We start from the raw sequence: 16,921 nt of genomic DNA, 5'->3' as shown, positions 1-16,921 counted from the left end.
CGATGAATCCAGTACAGCCGCGGTGACGTAGATGATCCATGGGAGAAACGCTCTGGCGCATAGGAGATCGTCTACGATGCGTGGCGTGGATCCCTTGAGTTCGCTACTGAGTGGCATCCGGGCCGAGGGCTCGGTCGTCAGCCACGCCGTACTGACGGCGCCCTGGACCATCCGCTTCGCCGACGACGGACCGCTCACCATGATCAGCGTGTTGCGCGGCGGGGGCACCCTGCTGCTGCCCGACGGCACCGAGCGAGCGGTCGGCGTGGGCGACACGGTCATCGTGCGGGGCCCCGCACCGTTCCATCTCGCGGACCATCCCACCACTGTCCACAGCTCCCATGCCGCGTACGAGATCGCCTGCTTCACCACGGACACCGAGTGCACCGCCCAGGAACTCGACGGTATCCGCTGGGGCACCGACTCGGAGGAGGCGACCGCGCTGATCGTGGGCGCCTACCGCGCCTCTGGCCACCGCCACGAGCGGCTTCTGCGTGCCCTGCCGCCCGTCCTGGTGATGAAGGAGGACGTCGAGGTCTGTGCCTGGCTGGAGACGGCCGCCGCCGACGCCGCCCGTCTCTCGGCCGGTTCGCAGGCACTGATGGACCGGCTCCTCGACTGGGCCCTGGTGTGCACGTTGCGCAGCTGGTTCGACCAGGCCGGTGCCGACGCGCCCAGCTGGTACCGGGGCCTCGCCGACCCAGTCCTCGCCCCCGCACTGCAGGCCTTCCACGACCGGCCCGCCGAGGCTTGGACGGTGGCGTCGCTGGCCACTCGAGCCGGCGTCTCCCGGGCGCTGTTCGCCAAGCGCTTCACCAAGCTGATGGGCCGCCCGCCCCTCGCCTACCTCACGGAATGCCGCATGGACGAGGCCGAGACGCTTCTGACCGACACCGACCTCAGCATCGCCCAGATCGGAAGGTCCGTCGGCTATGCCGACGCTTTCGGCTTCAGCGCCGCGTTCAAACGCCACAAGGGCCTGAGCCCCAGCACCTTCCGCGCCGCGGCGGCCTGAGTTCCGTTCCGGCGACCAGGGGGTGCCCTTCTGCAGGGGTATCACTCTGCGTACGGCGTGCCAGGCCGCCCCCGCCCGGACAGCTCTGTGCGAGGCCGGCCAGGATTGCCCACCACTCCACCGCGCCTCGGGAGCGCGGGCAAGCCACCGTCTTCAGCATCCTTGCCCTTCGGCGCTGGCCAGCCGGTGATGACGTGCCCGGGATGCGGGGTATGACTGCGGGCCGGTACGGGAGCGCGGCACCTGTCGGCGCTGCTTGGGCCTCGTCGACTCAGCCGCCAGCTGCGCGTACTGCCTGCAATACGAACCGTCGCCGGGTGCTGACGGCTGACGGCTCGCAACGCGCACCGTCGCTGGGATCGCGCTGTCGTTGTACAGCGCGAATCAATGACGGCCCCCGGATGTCATGGCCGATCCCCCGGGGCCCCAGCGTTGAGGGAGTGGGCTACTGCGAGGAGAGCGCCTACCCCCTTGGGCAGTGGGTCGCTGAGCAGCGACGCGCGTACGCGGCCGGGCAGATGAGCGAGCTGCGCGCGAAGCGGCTGGAGAAGCTCGGCATGGCCTGGAGCCGGGCTTGATGGCGCTCGTGGACGTCGTGCGGACTGGCTGCGTGGGTCAGAACTGAGAGCACTTGTCGGCGGGTTTCAAGAGCAGTGGCGGGCTCGCAGCTCAGCAAATGTTGATGAGAACTGATAGCGCCGGCTCGAATCGACGGTGGTGTCGAGCCTGTCGGTGCCTCCTGTACGGCCCCGTGTCTGTTTGTGAAGTGATCGAACAGTTGCCTGTGCGGCCGCGCCGTCGAACGCTCCGGTTCGACGGCCAGCGGCGTCAGCGCAGCACCTTGCGCCAGTTGCCGTTGACCTCCACGGCGTCCTCATAGCCGTAGGAGCCGCAGAGGTCGCCTCCGGCGGGTTCGAGAGCCCGGATCGGCCGGCCCCGTCCGTCCGTCGTGCGGTAGGTCACCACGCAGGAAGCGATCATCGGGTAGTCCTGCAGGAACTGCTTGAGGATCGCCCGGCAGGAGTGGCAGGGGCCCTTATCGGATTCGAGCTCGATGCTGCCCCCGGTGACCTGCGCCAGGATCTCGGCCAGGTACTGGTCGTCGTTGCAGCCGAGCCGCTCGAAGACCGCGTTGGCTAGGAGGTTGATGGTCTGCCTCTCCGGATCCTTGTTGTGTCGGTACTGGCCCGCGAACTTGCCCTTGGGCTCGGGCAGTCCGTGGTAGTAGGTGCTCCCGACCACGGTGGTGTCCGACATGCGCTCGATCGTTCCTTCGAGGTCGGGGCCTGCGGTGAAGGAGATCTGGTACTTCAGGATCGCCCGGTTGGCGTAAGCGGCTGCCGTGGTCACGCGTACTCCGTCCGCTGGTGGGGCTTGGGGCCGGGAACACCGTGACACGCGCCGATATACGCGGAATAAACCGGCAGTTGAGGACGCCCGTGCCGTGCAGGACCTCCCACGTTTCGAAGCGTCGGCAACGATGTCGAGGATGCCCAGGTGCATAACGGTCTTCGGGTGGTCCAGGCCCGCCCGGACGGCGACCAGGGTTCCCCGGTCGTGGCTCAGCGTCATCGCTCACCTGGAGCAGCGGGTGCTCTCGCCGCCGAACGGCAGGTGCTCTCACAACTCACGTACAAAGCCAACCTTCAGTCCGCGCAGCCTCCAGCCACCGCCACACCGTCCGCGCAGTCACCCCACCGACCTGCGCGCCCGCACACACATGGGCCGCGGTCAACGCCCCGGCCACATCGAGCTCCAACAGCCGCGCCACCAGCACCGGCCTGGACACCCTCAGCCCCGCGCCGAGACCTCACCCCACGCGCCCGGCTCGCTCACCCCACGCCCTTCCGCCGCGGACACCGACACCCACCACGGTGCAGCCACGCAGCCCTCGGAAGGATCAGAAGTACCGTTCCCGAGACAACCGCACGAGGCGGGGTGTACCACCCCATGACAACCGTGCCCCTCGCATGCACCACCCCACGACAGTCACCCCTCCCCCACTCAAGGATCGAGCAGCGAAAACACCCCGGCCTGACATGCGTCACTGACACCAACCACTGACACCAAACCGGCACATCGCAGTCGAACGCCAGAGGGTGGCGGCGCGCGGGGTAGCAGCGGATGACGCGCCTCCGGTCTACGCCGTGGGACCGGCCCGTCGCGACCGGTTCCGGACCCACAGCCGAACGTCGTTCCGCTCAGGCCTGTGGCAGGCGCACGCACTCGATCAGGTAGTCACCGGTCTCGGGGTCGACGGTCACCCCGTGGGCCTCGCTGTGGAAGCCGGGGAAGGCCCGGTCGAACGCCTCCAGCGCGCCCAGGTAGCGCAGCAGCGGCCCGTCCGGCGCCCCGGTGGACTCCCCGGGCATCAGGACCGGGATGCCCGGCGGGGTGACCGTGACCATCGCGGCGGCGACGCGCTCGGCGGCATGGCTGAGCCGGAGCCGTTCGGTGCCGCCCCGGATCAGCTGCTGATAGCAGCGCTGGGGCGGAGCGACCGGCTCCGGCAACTGCTGGAAGACGGTGTCGAGGGCGGTGATCAGCTGGGCGCCGGTGAGGTGCTCGTGCATGTCCTGGCACAGGCCGCTCAGCGTGGTGCCGGCGTACCGGCGCGGGTACTGCTCGACCAGGCCGGGCAGCACCCGGTCGAGCGGGGCGTCCGCGTCGTAGAGGGCCTTGAAGTCCATGAGGGCGTCCATCAGGGTGCCCCATTTGCCCTTGGTGATGCCCATGGAGAACAGCACGAGTGTGGTGTAGCTGTCCGTCTTTTCCACGACGATGCCCCGGGTAGCCAGGTACGCGGTCAGGACACGCGCCGGGATGCCCCACGAGGAGGTCTCGCCGGTGGCGGTCACGCCCGGGCAGGTCAGCGTCACCTTGATCGGGTCGAGCATGCAGTAGCCGTCGCTCAGGCCGCGGAAGCCGTGCCACCGCGCACCCGGCTCCAGGTGCCAGCAGCGCGGTTCGTCGCGCAGCAGCGCCGCCGGGGCGTCGGCGAACGGGACGCGCTCGCCGGTGGCCGGGTCGGTGACGGTCTCGGGCTGCCAGACGCCGAAGAACCACTCGGGCCGGTCGCCCGCACCGGCGATGCGCCGCGCGGTGCGCACGACCGCCTGCCGGAAGCGGATGGCCTCGGTCACCGCCTCGTCGATCAGCCACTGTCCCTGCGGGCCGTCCATCATGGCGGTCGCCACGTCCAGGGAGGCGATGGCCGGGTAGAGCGGGGAGGTGGTGCCGTGCATCATGAACGTCTCGTTGAACCGCTCGTGCGCGACGGGGGCCCGGGGCGCCGACTTCACATGGACCATCGCGGTCTGCGAGAGGGCGGCCAACAGCTTGTGGGTGGACTGGGTGGAGAAGACCGTGGGCCGCTCGGGCCCGGTAAAGGTGTCCGGGCCGACGGCCATCCCGTAGCGTCCCGCGTACAGGGGGTGGAAGCGGGCGTAGGCGAACCACGCCTCGTCGAAGTGCAGACGGGGCGTACTCGGGGCGAAGGCGCGGGCCGTCGCGACGGTGTCGTAGCACAGTCCGTCGTACGTGGAGTTGGTCAGCACCGCGTACTGCGCCTCGCGCGATAAAGCCCCGGCGGTCAGCGGGTTGGCGTCGATCCGGCCTGCGACCGTCCCGGCGTCGGTCTCCGTGGGCGGCAGCGGCCCGGCCAGGCCGTAGCCGTTGCGCGTCGGCACCAGGTACACCGGACGCGCGCCCGAGATCACCAAGCCGTGCAGGACGGACTTGTGGCAGTTGCGGTCCACCAGGGCGATTTCGTCAGCGGTGACACTGTAGTGCCCCACCATGCGGTCGGCGGTGGAGTCGCCGTGCAGGACGAAGTACGTGCGGTCGGCACCGAATACGCGGGCCGCGTTGCGTTCCGCCTCACCGATCGGGCCGTTGTGTTCGAAGAGCGACCCCAGCTCTCCAACCGAGATGGACAGGTCGCTGCGGAAGAGCCGCTCGCCGAAGTAGTCGAAGAAGGCCCGCCCCGCGGCGGATTTCAGGAAGGCGACACCACCCGAGTGCGCGGGCGTGTGCCACGAGTATTGGTGCGCGTCGTCGAAGCGGCGGAGGGCCTTGAAGAACGGCGGCAGGATGTCCTGGTGGTAGGCGCGGGCGGCGGTGACGACACGGCCCGCGATGAAGGCGGCGGTGTCTTCCAGGGGCCAGATGTAGCCGACCACCGTCTCGGACACCCACAGCGGCAGCCGCTCCAGGTCCTGGTCCGAATCGTCCGTCATCAGCAGGAAGACCGGCAGGTCCTTGAACCGCCGCCCGATCCGGCGCAGGACCTCGGCCCCGCCGCCGTCCTCCTCCGCCGCCGAATCGCTGTCGCCCGGCAGGTCCCAGGCGACGACGGCCGCCGCGAGCCCGGACTCGGTGTGGAGGGCCGCACAGGCCTCCTGGGCGCTCGCGGCCCACCGGAGCTCCAGCCCCTGGTTCTCCAGCTCCTTTCCGATGCGGCGCAGTTGCTCGGTGCTGATGCCACCGCCCAGGAGGTTCTCCCGCAATGCCAGCAGCACTGTGCCGTTCGCCATGCAGTCCGCCTTCCGCAATAGGTGGGCCCATCGGCCTCGCGGCACAGTTTTGTGCAGGGAAGGAGCGGAATGTCAATCTTCGCAGGGCGCTTCACCCGCAGGGGTGACACACGGTTGACCGGGGCCGCTCCGGCGGGGACCGGCCTGGCGCCGGTCCGCCGGCGGGTGTGTCAGCCCGCGGACCCGGAAGCCCGCGGCCCCGGAAGCCGGCGGGGAAACGGACGATCAGCAGGGCCCGGTCGTCGGGCAGGTCCGCATCGGGCTGCTGGTGGAGGAGCAGGTCACACGTGCCCCGGGCGTCGAGCCCGACGGTCCCGGTCGCCGTCCCGGCCAGCCGGTCCAGCCCGACGTCGAGGCTCTCCCCGCGCCGTTCGATGAGGCCACTCACCACACGGGGTGCGCTGGTGCAGGGCGTACACCTGGTACGGCACGGTGGTTCCGTCCTCGTGCCGGTCGGAGGTGCTGGTGAGGTAAACCCGGCTTTGGCCAGGACGCGGCCGGAGGCAGGGTTGTCAGGGTGGTGCATGGCCTCCAGCCGGTCCAGGCCGGCGGTGGTGAAGGCGGCGACGACGACCTGTTTGGCGGTCTCGGTGGCGTATCCGTTGCCCCAAGTGTCCTCGCGGAGGATGTAACTGATGGTGCCCATGGCAGGGGTTCGTCGCCGTAGGACGGACAGGCCGATCAGCTCGTCCTCGTGGAGGATGCCCCAACTCCACCGCGCGCGGGGTCTCGGCGGCTCGGGCAAGGGCTGTGCGGATCTTGTCGTGGGCCTGGTCCAGGATGAGGGGCCTGCCGGTGGTGTGCCGTACGGAGGCGCCGCTGTAGACGCGGGTGAGGGCGGGGGCGTCGTCGAGGCCCAGGGCGCGCAGGATCACCATGTGGCGGTCAGCTCCTTCGCGGTGGGCCGGTCGGCGGGGTCGGGGGCCAGGCACCCGGTGATGGCGTCCTCGAACGTCGGGAACGGCCACGGTCGCACGTCGCGCAGCGCGGCGGTGGTGCCGTTGGCGATGACGGCCAGCTTCTCCAGCCGGTCGAGGTTGTCGTCGTAGGGGACGGGGCGGTGGCCGGTCCAGCACCAGAACAGGGAGGCGCCCAGACTCCAGACGTCGCTCCACGCCGTTCTCGACCTGGCCGACACCGTCCACCAGTGCGGCGCCGGCGACAAGGCACGAGAGCTGCTCGATCAGGCCGAAGGCTCATCAGCACCGTCAGTTCTCAGCGGCTGGTCCACCGGTACGAGGCCGTGTCGTCGGCCGTCGGCGGCACATGAGAGGCGGACGACGACCGGCCCTCGTCCTACGCGGTAGTCCCGAACCTTCGTCCGGCGGACAAACGGCGGCATACGTCTCACCAACGTGACAGGGCAAAGGTGGCGGCGAGACGCCGGAGCCACACCGATGCCTCAGCGGTCACCCCACCGTCACGATGCCTGCCGAATGGCTGTCCATTGAGCACGGTTGAACTTCGCATCCCCTGGCGCCACGATTGCCGGCCGCCCCCTGCCGGCAACCGCTTCGATCGCCCTGCGCTGCGACCGGCCGGTCACCTTCCAGTCTCCGTCCTCCCACTGCGCGGCAAGCAGGTTGCGAGTGTAGGAGCCATCCTCCCTGGCACGCTCTCCCCTACGCAGCGTGACACGGGACAGCATCCACACGCTGACCTCGTCGCTCGAAGACTCGACAATCTGGAAACCGAGCACCGTTGCACGCACATACGACCCCTCCGGCATCTCCCCCTTGGCGGGGATGCCCAGGGACCGGCGCAGCGCCTGGTCGGACTTGAGGGCGTGAGCCTTGGCTTTCTCCCTGTTTTCAGCCGTCTGGTCAGCCTTGCTCGTGTAGGACTCGAAGGTGCCCATCAGCTCGTCCGCCATGCTCTGGTCGCCCTTGGCTTCCGTGGCGTTCGTCTCCACCAGCATGGCCACCGCCCCCTCGGTGGTGTGCGGGAAGCCCACAGTATTGCCGCGAACGTCGGTACGCTGACCGCGCGGCAGAACGGCCCACCGGTCCGGTTCGGTCCACTCAACAGGAGGCGCGTAGCCGCGCTCCCGAGAGGAATGTGAGCCAGCACCGGGGGACTTCTCAGGAGGCTGGCCCGATGCCCCAGGGCTGCCGCCTACTGGCACGACCACGCCCGCCAGCAGCCGCCCCCTCCCACGCCCGCCGAACGCGCCGAAGCCGAACGCCGCGCCCGCCTGGCGCACGAGGAGGCGGAGCGCGAACTCGAGCTCGCCTATGAGCGATGGGAGTGGGGCGGGAGGCTTCCCAGTCAGGCCCTGCACGACGTCGACGGCAACGTGCTCGGCCTGCTCGACTTCGATCCGGACCTCGTCCACGCCATCGACGACGCCGGCCCCGCCGCCCAGCGCGCGGTCGCCCTCCTGGCGGCGCGCCGCGCGTGCGAGGCGGCCGGCCTCGCACAGCTCGACTGGATCGCCGCGGGCCTCACCGCCTTGGCCGAGGGGCGGCCGCTACCGCCACCGCTCGACGACCCGGACCGAGCGTGGCAGGCCCTGGAATCCGACCCGGGCGTCCCTGACAGGACCATCGTCCAGGCCACCCCGCCCAAGCGGGCCCCCTTCCAGCCGCCCGTCCACGACGGCCCGCCCACACCGATGCCGCCCGAGGAGATGCCGCAGTTCCTGGGCGTCGTGGCCGCCGTGATGATGACTCCGGACCCGGAGGCGTCGCAGCCGGAGGAGGGGTACGTGGTGATGGCCACGGCTGGCAGGCCGGCCCCGTCGCTGCCGATGTCCCAGCCGCACATGGCCCTCCCCGCGCTCCTCGACGCCGCGGAGACTGACCCACTCCAGGCGGCCCTCGACGCGGTGTACGCGGCCGTCGCAACCTACGGGGAGAGCTACCAGACGCTTCTTCAGGAGATCAGGTCCCTGCTGGGGACCCTCAGGGGTATTCCCGCACCACGGACCACCGTGATCGGAACCTGCAGCTGACACGGGCAGAGTTCCCTGTCAAGTTATCGCACCAGCCTGCCCAGCACGGTGAACGCGGACGAGTGCGACGCGGACCTCAGTGACGGCCTGCTCACCCTTCGCATCCCCAAGACGGCCGAAGGCACGCGGCACAAGATCGAGCTTCGGAGCCAGGGCTCCAAGGTACTGAGGCTGGCCAACCACAGGGGCAGGGCCTCCAGGCCGGCGGCGGCACGGAGGGCATGCAGGGAGCCGAGGCGGCCCACGGTGCCTCGGGCATGGCGGGGACCCGGTCGGCTGAGGGAAGCACGGGCACGCAGGGCCAAGGCCTCACCGGGGGACGTGGCGTGGTCCGTCGGCCGCGAACGACCCGCGTCACAGGGCGGACTGGTCGGCGGGGCTTCAGTCGGGCAGTCCGTCCGCTTGGCCGCCTTCGACCTGGTAGATCTTGGTCCAGGTGTCGCCACAACGGCAGTGGTAGGTCTCGACCAGTTCACCGGCCGCTGAGACGTCCATGCCGTCCTGGAGACGGACGTGCACGTGCTCGCCCATAACGGAGCCTTTCCTGCGGGGACGGGTCGGCTCAGTGTGTGCGGCGGCGGTGCCCGGTCGCAACGCCCTTCCGGTAGGTGGACGAATGGCACTGCCGCAACCGGCAGGATCCCGCGGCCGTGCCGTGGCCATGAGGAGGCCATGTGACGCAGCGCAGTGAAGTCGTCGGGTGCCCCGCGTGCGGGCGTCGTAACAGGGTGCCCGCCGCCGGCGATGGCCGTCCGCGGTGCGGCGCATGTGGGGCACCGCTGCCCTGGATCGCCCATGCCACCGACGATGATTCCGCCGAGGTCGCCGAGCAGGCGCCGCCGTATGTACTGGTCGACCTGTGGGCCGCCTGGTGCGGGCCCTGCCGCATGGCCAGTCCCGCCGTGGAGCAGCTCGCCACAGAAATGGCGGGCCGCATCGAACTCGTCAAGATCGACATCGACCGCAGCCCACAGCTCAGCGCCCGCTTCGCCATCCAGGCCGTCCACACCCTTCTGATCCTCGACCGCGGAAAGGTCGTCGCCCGCACGACCGGCGCCGCACCCGCACCGGCGCTTCGCGCCTGGGTGGAGCAAGCCATACGCACAAGTCGATCAACAACGGACGCTTGACCTGCCCCCATGGTGGTCCTGCCGCGCCCCGCCGCCCTATTTCCGGGTCAACCGGTGATTTCGATGCGGCGGGGCTTCGCCCTCTGCGTTCTGGGGACGCGCACGGTGAGCACCCCGTGGGCCAGTTCCGCGCTGATGTGCTCGGCGTCAGCGTCGGCAGGCAGGCTCATCCGGTAGTCGAACTGTCCGATCCTTCGAGTCTGCCGCCGAAGGACACCGACGCGCTCCTTCTCCTTGACCTCCCCGTGGACGGCGAGCTCCGAGTCGAGAACCTCGACGGTTATCTGATCCCTGCGCAGGCCTGGCAGATCGAGCTCGATCACGTAGGAGTCATCGGTCTCCTCGACATCGTCCGCCGGCTCCCAGGGATGCTCGGACACCAGCCCACCACCTCCGGGAACGGCCGCCGCCCACAGCCGGCCCATGCGGTCGGTGAGGTCCTGGAACTCCCGGAGAAGATCCCGCCGAGTTGAGCCCTCACGGTGAACAGGAACTGTCATGGCCGATCACCCTCTCCTCAGGCTGCTCGTCCGACAGCGAACCGCTGCAGTGCTTCTCTGTCTCGATTATCCAAAGTCCTCGTGCCACGCCAGAAGGCGCGGAAGGAGGCGTCAGCGAGGGCGGACTCGTTGCCTCCAACAGCATCCGGGCGACCCGTTTGGGAGCGTCGGCCATCGGGACGTGGCCGCAACCCGGCAGCGTCACCGGTCGGGCACCGGGAATGGCGGCCTTGACCCGCTGGGCCTGCCAGGGCGGCAGCAGCCGGTCGCGGCTGCCCCATCCGATCGTGACCGGCACGCCGGGGATGTCCCCTGGGAACAGGTGCGGTGCCCGTCCGGCGCGCAGTGTCTCCTTGAAGGCAGCCGCCTGCCGAAGCGTGCACAGTTCCGCGATCAGCGCCTCGGTCCCCCGGGGCACGAGCCGGCCGTTGAGGGCATTGGGCGGGCTCAGGGACTTGGGCGCGACGGGCGCCTTGCCAGTCTGCGGGAGCAGTCGTGCACCCTGCCGGGCCATGATCAGCACGGCGTACGCGTACCGTCGCTCGGCCTCCGTCCAGAATCCAGCCGGCGCGAGGGCGGTCACCGTGCGCGCGAGCCCGGCCTGGGCCAGCCGCAGCGCGATCAAACCTCCCAGGGAGTGACCCACCACGCGCGGTCGCTCGATCCCGAGGCCTGCGAACACCGACTCCATCCATGCCACGGTCGTCGTCAGATCGCGTGACAGCGAGGGGTGCACGTCAGGTGACTCTCCGAAGCCGGGCAAGAAACTTAGGTCAGGCCGGGTCAATTCCTGGCGGAGGTCATGCCCCCGCCCGCGTGCCAACAGCCGCCGGCCGATCCACCGGCCCCGTTACTCGGCGCCAGGGGCTTCCGAGCGCGACGCGAACGCACCCATGTCCGGCAAGTGCTCGTAGTGCTTCGCCGCCTCGTCCTTATCAGGGGAAGAGGTCAGTCGGCCAAGTCGGGCTTGCCGAAGAGGACGGCATAACTGGAGGGAAGCTGGCTGATGATCTGATTCAGCTCTCCCCCGGAGACGGCGTCCGCCACGGTGCTCAGCACCGCGCTGGCGTCCCACAAGGCGGTACGAGGTCGGGCACCGGTGCGTTCGGCGACGCGGCGGTAGAACTCTTCGATCCCGAAGTGCTCCGCCCGCCGCCCGCCATTTCTGGTGAGTGGCTCCTGCAGGGGGTGAGGCAGCTGTGAAGCGAGGTCCTTGGCCTCGCCAGGGGTGATGCGGCTGGCCAGGACTTCGAGGACTGCGGCGGTGACCTGTGCAGCCTCCTCCGGGCCCGTGTACTCGCCGCGCTCGCGGACGCGGGCCAGAAAGCCGTCGTACTTCATGGCAGTCCTTCCGTCCCCCACTGGGGGCGGCGTTGGTGCAGGAATATGGGCTGTATCGGTGGAGATTATGAAGATTGAAGGCCCGGGTCTGGGGGACTTCCGGAGCACACATGCGCGTGTCACGCCCACTGCGGGTCTTCTGGAAGGTTGATCGGCAAGGCGCTTCCCGTACGGCGGGAACCCCCAGAACATCGGTGACACCCGTGGCGCGGAGTGGAAGATCTCCGCGGACGGATGCATGGGTTGATGGGGGCGCCGGCCTCCCCAGCGACCTCGGAATGACGCGACATGGAACGCCGGCGGGCTAACGCGCCACCTGCCGCAGGGGCTCCGACGCGGAGGGCATGACCGCCGAACTGGGGGAACCGATCGACCGGATACAAGCAGCGCGTAGGGAGGATCGACTCCATGGCTGAGACGCCCTTGCTCGACCGCAGCCGCTGGACGACCGCGCTCGACGAGCTCACCGAAGCCCATGCCGGGGAAAGCGTCAGCATTGAAGTACTGGACCCGGAGATCGGCCACCAGTACGAAGCGCAGCGACTGCCCTTCTCCTACCTCGGCTACGACCCGAAGGACGACGTGGTGATCGTCGCCGTGGGTGGGCAGTCGTCGCAGTACCCCGTCGTGCTGCGGCACATGGTGCAGCACCCGAAGGAGATCGACGTCGCGACGGCGGGCGTCCCAGAGGCGGCCGTTCGGGTGCTGGACCAGGAGGACACCGCCACCTTGATCAGCTTCTTCCCGGTCACATCCGGCACAGAGTCCTGAACCCGAGGCCGCCCGACCAGCCGATGGGTTGGCTGTCGACTCAGGTGTGTCGGGCGCACCGGGTGATCCGGAGCCGGTCCGGTTCGAGTCGTCCTGGTAGGGAGATCGCATGGCTGCTCATGTGGGAGGCCCGGAAGGGTCTGAGGAGCGACACGTCCGTGCCGTAGCTGTCGACGGGAGAGCCGTTCAACTCGCACTCGGCGGAGAGGTGACCGGTACGGCGGCCAGAGAGATCGAGGAGGTGATGCTCGACCCGGCCCTGCGCGATGTGAGCGAGTGGGTGTTCGACCTCAGTGAGGCGGAACGGCTGGATGCAATCTGCGCGTACGCCCTCGTCAGGCCCCTGTTGATGACGTCCTCGCCGGACGTCGTCGTGCACGTCCGCGGTGCCCGCGAGCAGGCGCGTGAGATCCTGCGCCACACCGGCGCGGCGCGTTTGATCAGATTCGAGGATTGAGTGCCCCGAGCGCACCGGTCCTGCGGCCTGATGTGGGCCGCAGGACCGGTCAGGAGTGCCTCCGGGTCCGGTAGGCACTCCGGCTCCCTGACGACTGCGACCGCAGCTCTGTGCGGTTGCTGCCGGTGCTGATTTCGATCTTGCGCGGCTTGGCCTGCTCGGTCACCTGGATGCGCAGGCTCAAGACCGAGCCGCCCTCGCGCCAGGCATCCATCGGCATCGTCGCAGGGCGCTGTGCGCCGTTGAAGAGCTGCCGGCTGAGTCGGTCCAGTGCACGGAAGGGATCGGTCCGCATCAGCATGTGATCACGCCCCCTCTGCGTCTTTCCCTATCTTTCGCTCGGATTCGCCCGAGGTCCTTATATGCTCCTTGGCTGGATTCTTGACAAGGGTGGGCTCAAGTTTTATCACGGTAGATGTGTGCACCGAGGGCGGAAGGGAGTCCCTCGGGCGAGTGGTGGGCTTCCCTGCGTCAGAGCAGGAGCCGTTGGTGTCGCGCTGCGGACCTAGACGCGGCTGGAGGAATCAGGCACTTCAGCGTGGAGGGATGGCCATGGCGAAGGCTGTGGGTATCGATCTCGGAACGACGAACTCGGTGATCGCTGTGTACGAGGGCGGCCAGCCCAGGGTGATCACCAATGCCGAGGGCGGGCGCACGACGCCGTCGGTGGTGGCGTTCAGCGACACCAGTGAGCGTCTGGTCGGGCAGATGGCGCGGCGTCAGGCCGTACTGAATCCCGGTGGCACTGTCTATTCGGCGAAGCGGTTCGTCGGTCGGCGCTTCAACGAGATCACCACGGAGGCCGAGCAGGTCTCCTACGAGGTGGTCGCGGGCCCGGACGACGCGGCGCGGTTCTCGGTACGGGGCAAGTCGTACGCCCCCGAGGAGATCTCCGCCGCCGTGCTCCGCAAGCTCGTCGATGATGCGGCCAAGCAGCTCGGGGAGAAGATCACCCAGGCGGTGATCACCGTTCCGGCGTACTTCAACGATGCCCAGCGCCAGGCGACGAAGGACGCCGGCCGCATCGCCGGTCTGGAGGTGCTGCGGATCGTCAACGAGCCGACTGCGGCGGCGCTGGCGTACGGGCTGGACAAGAAGAAGCACGAGACCGTGCTCGTCTTCGACCTCGGGGGCGGCACCTTCGACGTCAGCATCCTCGACGTCGGCGACGGCGTGGTGGAGGTCCGCTCCACCGCCGGTGACACCCACCTGGGCGGCGACGACTTCGACCGCCGCCTGGTGGACCACCTGGCCGAGGACTTCCAGCGCCAGAACGGAATCGACCTGCGACGCGACCCGCAGGCCCTTCAGCGCCTCTACGAGGCGGCGGAGAAGGCGAAGGTGGAGCTGTCCAGCGCGGCCCAGACTCAGATCAGCCTGCCCTTCGTCACCGCGGACGCCTCCGGCCCCAAGCACCTGACCACGACCGTGACGCGGGCGACCTTCGAGCAGATCACCGCCGACCTGGTCGAGCGGTGCATGGGCCCCGTCCAGCAGGCGATGGCGGACGGCAAGGTCACCGCCGACGACCTGGACGAGGTCATCCTGGTCGGCGGTTCCACTCGCATCCCGGCGGTGCAGACGCTGGTGCGCCGGCTGACCGGCGGCAAGGACCCCAACATGTCGGTCAACCCGGACGAGGTCGTCGCCCTCGGCGCGGCCGTCCAGGCGGCGGTGCTCCAGGGCGAGGTCAAGGACGTCCTGCTGCTCGACGTCACCCCGCTGTCTCTGGGTGTGGAGACGCTCGGCGGGCTGATGACCAAGCTGATCGAGCGCAACACGACCATTCCGACCCGGCGCAGCGAGGTGTTCACCACCGCCGACGACAACCAGCCCGCCGTCGACGTCGTCGTCCTGCAGGGCGAACGCGAGCGGGCCGCCGACAACCGCGTCCTCGGCCGGGTACGGCTGGACGACATCCGTCCCGCGCCCCGGGGCGTGCCGCAGATCGAGGTGACGTTCGACATCGACGCCAACGGAATCCTGAACGTCTCCGCCAAGGACAAGGACACCGGCGCCGAGCAGAGCATCACCGTCTCCGGCAGCGGCACCCTGGACGAGTCCGAGGTCCAGCGGATGGTCCAGGACGCCGAGCGCAACCGTGCCGAGGACACCCGTATCCGCGAGCAGGTCGAGGCCCGCAACGAGCTCGACAGCGTCGCGTACCAGGTGGAGCGGCGGCTCGGGGAGCTGGGCGACGCCGTCGCCGTACACGAGAAGGCGCGCGCCGAGACGCTGGTCGCCGATGCGCGGCAGGCCGTCAAGGAAGAGGCTCCGCTGGACCGAGTGCGGTCCCTGACCGGAGATCTCCAGCAGGTCCTGCACGCACTGGCGACCGCCGGCGCGGGCGGTCCTGGTGGTGCCGGTGCCGCTGGTGGTGGTGCTGCCGAGCCGGGGCCCCAGGGCGGACCCGGTGGGGGACCGGCGGGCCCCGGCGGCGGGGACGACGTGATCGACGCGGAGTTCCGGCCCGACTGACACACGGCGCATCCGGAAACAGACGACGCGGTCGGAGACGAGTGGACGGGTGAGGTGACCATGAGCCACGAAAGGCCAGAGCGCCCTGCGGAAGACTGGGCAGAGGAGGTAGCGGCCGACCGCGGCACCGTGGAGGCAGCGGCGGCCGGAGCGGCCGCACCCCCCGCCGAGACCGCCGAAGCCTCGGAGGGCGGAGTGGCCGCTGACAGCGACCGCGAGGCCGGCACGGACGGCCCGGCCGGCAAGCGTGGGGCCCCCGTACTCCCCGAGCTGGACGTGGAAGACCTGCGAGACCGCTGGCAGCGGGCGGTGGCGGAGACGGAGAACCTCCGCAAACGCTACGAGCGGCAGATGGACGAGGTACGCCGTGCCGAGCAGGACCGGGTGACCGCAGCGTGGCTGCCGGTCGTGGACCACTTGGAGCTTGCCCTGCAGCACGCCGCCGCCGATCCGAAGGCGGTCATCCCGGGGGTGGAGGCGGTGTGCCAGCAGGCGCACGCGCTCCTGGCACTGCTCGGCTACCGGCGGATCGCCGGTGTCGGCGAGCCCTTCGACCCCGCCGTCCATGAGGCCGCGCAGGTCCGCGAGGAGCCGGGTGCCGCGCCGGGCAGCGTCGTTCAGGTGCTGCGCGCCGGCTACGGCAGTGAACGGGGCCTGCTGCGCCCGGCGGTGGTGTCGGTGGCGGCCAAACCGGAGGAGTGAGCGGCGGGACGGGAAGCACGAGGACAGGGATCGGTGACGTAGTCGATGGCGAACTCCACCCGTGACTACTACGACGTGCTCGGTGTCGCCCGCAACGCGAGCGCCGAGGAGATCCAGCGCGCCTACCGCAACCTCGCCCGCCGCTGGCACCCCGACCTCAACAAGGATCCCGGAGCCGAGGAGCGGTTCAAGGAGATCAGCGAGGCGTACGAGGCCCTCTCCGACCCGGACAGCCGCGCCCGCTACGACCGCTTCGGACCGGCCTGGCGCCAGGCCCGCGAGGAGCCGACGGCCGGAGCCGGCGGCCCCTTCGGGACGGGCGGCGGCCGACGGGTGTACGTGAACACCGGCGGCGGCCCCGGCTTCGGCGGAGGCCATTTCGGAGACTTCGGAGACTTCGGAGGCTTCGGTGGCGCCGGGGGTGTGGGCTTCGAGGACCTCTTCGGCGGCCTCTTCGGCGGCGGTGCGGGTCGTGGCGGCTTCGGCCGGATGCCGGGCGCCGACCAAGAGGCAGAGATCACTCTCAGCGTGGAGGACGCGTACGCCGGAGGCCGCCGGCGCATCACGCTCGACACCTCGGCCGGCCCGCGCGGTTACGAGGTGAACATCCCGCCCGGCGTCACCGACGGCCAGCGCATCCGCCTCGCCGGACAGGGCGGAACGGGCAGCGGCGGCGGCCCCTCCGGCGATCTTTACCTGATCGTGCGACTGGCACCCCACCCCCGATACCGCGTCGACGGCCGCGACATCACCGTCGATCTGCCGGTCACACCGTGGGAGGCCGCGTTGGGCGCGTCCGTCCCCGTGGACACCCCGGGCGGCACCGCCAGGGTGGACCTGCCGCCGGGCTCGTCCAGCGGGCGCAAACTTCGGCTGCGCGGACGCGGCATGCCTAGCCGGAGCGGCCAGCCAGGCGACCTCTACGCAGAGGTGAAGATCGTCGTTCCGGCCGAGCCGACGCCGACGGAACGGGACCTGTTCCAGCGTCTCGCCAAGGAGTCCGGATTCGACCCCCGCAACCGCAGCGGAAGGGGATGAG

19 protein-coding genes are annotated in these 16,921 nt (G+C 69.8%); 9 read left to right on the top strand and 10 right to left on the bottom strand.

Features of this window, described 5'->3' with window-relative positions:
* The first annotated feature begins 76 nt into the window (after nt 1-76).
* Both CD790_RS18975 and CD790_RS18970 read left to right on the top strand, forming a co-directional pair.
* On the top strand, nt 77-1,015 hold the full coding sequence (locus tag CD790_RS18975) for an AraC family transcriptional regulator (RefSeq protein WP_144384450.1): 939 nt from the start codon (nt 77-79) through the stop codon (nt 1,013-1,015).
* A 440-nt stretch (nt 1,016-1,455) separates the two neighbouring features.
* A complete protein-coding gene (locus CD790_RS18970; protein WP_313956519.1) occupies nt 1,456-1,593 on the top strand; it encodes a helicase associated domain-containing protein in 138 nt (45 codons plus the stop codon).
* Nucleotides 1,594-1,843: 250 nt separating this feature from the next.
* Here the strand turns inward: CD790_RS18970 and CD790_RS34705 are convergent, their stop codons facing one another.
* From CD790_RS34705 to CD790_RS34700, 5 genes are all read right to left on the bottom strand, one after another.
* A complete protein-coding gene (locus tag CD790_RS34705) occupies nt 1,844-2,365 on the bottom strand; it encodes a hypothetical protein (RefSeq protein ID WP_186319110.1) in 522 nt (173 codons plus the stop codon).
* An 851-nt stretch (nt 2,366-3,216) separates the two neighbouring features.
* Complete coding sequence (locus CD790_RS18955; protein ID WP_144384449.1) at nt 3,217-5,550, bottom strand: Orn/Lys/Arg decarboxylase N-terminal domain-containing protein; 2,334 nt, start codon at nt 5,548-5,550, stop codon at nt 3,217-3,219.
* A 91-nt stretch (nt 5,551-5,641) separates the two neighbouring features.
* Nucleotides 5,642-6,295, bottom strand: a complete 654-nt coding sequence (locus CD790_RS18950; protein WP_260867692.1) for a GNAT family N-acetyltransferase — start codon at nt 6,293-6,295, stop codon at nt 5,642-5,644.
* Between the two features lie 126 nt (nt 6,296-6,421).
* Nucleotides 6,422-6,688 carry a hypothetical protein gene (locus tag CD790_RS18945; protein ID WP_260867691.1) on the bottom strand — a complete coding sequence of 89 codons (267 nt, stop codon included), beginning with the start codon at nt 6,686-6,688 and terminating at the stop codon, nt 6,422-6,424.
* 282 nt (nt 6,689-6,970) lie between these two features.
* Nucleotides 6,971-7,885 carry a hypothetical protein gene (locus CD790_RS34700; protein ID WP_186319109.1) on the bottom strand — a complete coding sequence of 305 codons (915 nt, stop codon included), beginning with the start codon at nt 7,883-7,885 and terminating at the stop codon, nt 6,971-6,973.
* On the opposite strand from CD790_RS34700, the gene CD790_RS35935 reads away from it, so the two are divergent.
* Entirely contained in the window at nt 7,847-8,503 is a 657-nt protein-coding gene (locus tag CD790_RS35935; protein WP_186319108.1) for a hypothetical protein, read from the top strand. The two genes, CD790_RS34700 and CD790_RS35935, sit on opposite strands and share 39 nt — an antisense overlap.
* Before the next feature lie 381 nt (nt 8,504-8,884).
* Here CD790_RS35935 and CD790_RS34695 read toward each other — a convergent pair whose 3' ends face one another.
* Nucleotides 8,885-9,034, bottom strand: coding sequence for a hypothetical protein (locus CD790_RS34695; RefSeq protein WP_186319107.1), 150 nt, complete (start codon nt 9,032-9,034; stop codon nt 8,885-8,887).
* A gap of 143 nt (nt 9,035-9,177) precedes the next feature.
* Between CD790_RS34695 and CD790_RS18935 the strand changes: the two genes are divergently transcribed.
* The gene (locus tag CD790_RS18935) at nt 9,178-9,633 is read left to right on the top strand and encodes a co-chaperone YbbN (RefSeq protein WP_144384448.1); all 456 of its coding nucleotides are present in this window, start codon (nt 9,178-9,180) and stop codon (nt 9,631-9,633) included.
* Nucleotides 9,634-9,680: 47 nt separating this feature from the next.
* On the opposite strand, the gene CD790_RS18930 is transcribed toward CD790_RS18935, so the two are convergent.
* The 3 genes from CD790_RS18930 to CD790_RS18920 form a co-directional block, all read right to left on the bottom strand.
* Nucleotides 9,681-10,133 carry an Hsp20/alpha crystallin family protein gene (locus CD790_RS18930; protein WP_144384447.1) on the bottom strand — a complete coding sequence of 151 codons (453 nt, stop codon included), beginning with the start codon at nt 10,131-10,133 and terminating at the stop codon, nt 9,681-9,683.
* Entirely contained in the window at nt 10,111-10,956 is an 846-nt protein-coding gene (locus CD790_RS18925; protein WP_399217800.1) for an alpha/beta fold hydrolase, read from the bottom strand. Before CD790_RS18925 ends, CD790_RS18930 begins: the two co-directional genes overlap by 23 nt.
* 125 nt (nt 10,957-11,081) lie before the next feature.
* The gene (locus CD790_RS18920) at nt 11,082-11,474 is read right to left on the bottom strand and encodes a DUF2267 domain-containing protein (RefSeq protein WP_144384445.1); all 393 of its coding nucleotides are present in this window, start codon (nt 11,472-11,474) and stop codon (nt 11,082-11,084) included.
* Nucleotides 11,475-11,882: 408 nt separating this feature from the next.
* On the opposite strand from CD790_RS18920, the gene CD790_RS18915 reads away from it, so the two are divergent.
* Nucleotides 11,883-12,245 carry a DUF5335 family protein gene (locus tag CD790_RS18915; protein ID WP_144384444.1) on the top strand — a complete coding sequence of 121 codons (363 nt, stop codon included), beginning with the start codon at nt 11,883-11,885 and terminating at the stop codon, nt 12,243-12,245.
* 208 nt (nt 12,246-12,453) lie between these two features.
* On the top strand, nt 12,454-12,702 hold the full coding sequence (locus CD790_RS18910; protein ID WP_186319105.1) for a hypothetical protein: 249 nt from the start codon (nt 12,454-12,456) through the stop codon (nt 12,700-12,702).
* A 49-nt stretch (nt 12,703-12,751) separates the two neighbouring features.
* On the opposite strand, the gene CD790_RS18905 is transcribed toward CD790_RS18910, so the two are convergent.
* Nucleotides 12,752-13,003: a hypothetical protein gene (locus tag CD790_RS18905; protein ID WP_144384442.1), complete on the bottom strand. Its 252-nt coding sequence runs from the start codon at nt 13,001-13,003 to the stop codon at nt 12,752-12,754.
* A gap of 251 nt (nt 13,004-13,254) precedes the next feature.
* Between CD790_RS18905 and dnaK the strand changes: the two genes are divergently transcribed.
* The 3 genes from dnaK to CD790_RS18890 all read left to right on the top strand — a co-directional run bounded on the left by dnaK (nt 13,255) and on the right by CD790_RS18890 (nt 16,920).
* Complete coding sequence (dnaK, locus tag CD790_RS18900; RefSeq protein WP_144384441.1) at nt 13,255-15,180, top strand: molecular chaperone DnaK; 1,926 nt, start codon at nt 13,255-13,257, stop codon at nt 15,178-15,180.
* Between the two features lie 195 nt (nt 15,181-15,375).
* A complete protein-coding gene (locus CD790_RS18895; RefSeq protein WP_144384440.1) occupies nt 15,376-15,882 on the top strand; it encodes a nucleotide exchange factor GrpE in 507 nt (168 codons plus the stop codon).
* Between the two features lie 45 nt (nt 15,883-15,927).
* Complete coding sequence (locus CD790_RS18890) at nt 15,928-16,920, top strand: DnaJ C-terminal domain-containing protein (RefSeq protein ID WP_144384439.1); 993 nt, start codon at nt 15,928-15,930, stop codon at nt 16,918-16,920.
* Nucleotide 16,921 lies beyond the last annotated feature (1 nt).

It is taken from the genome of Streptomyces sp. SAJ15, from assembly GCF_007595705.1.
GTDB lineage: Bacteria > Actinomycetota > Actinomycetes > Streptomycetales > Streptomycetaceae > Streptomyces.
The sequence above is the reverse complement of the archived record's forward strand: the minus strand, read 5'-3'. Positions and strand labels throughout refer to the sequence as shown.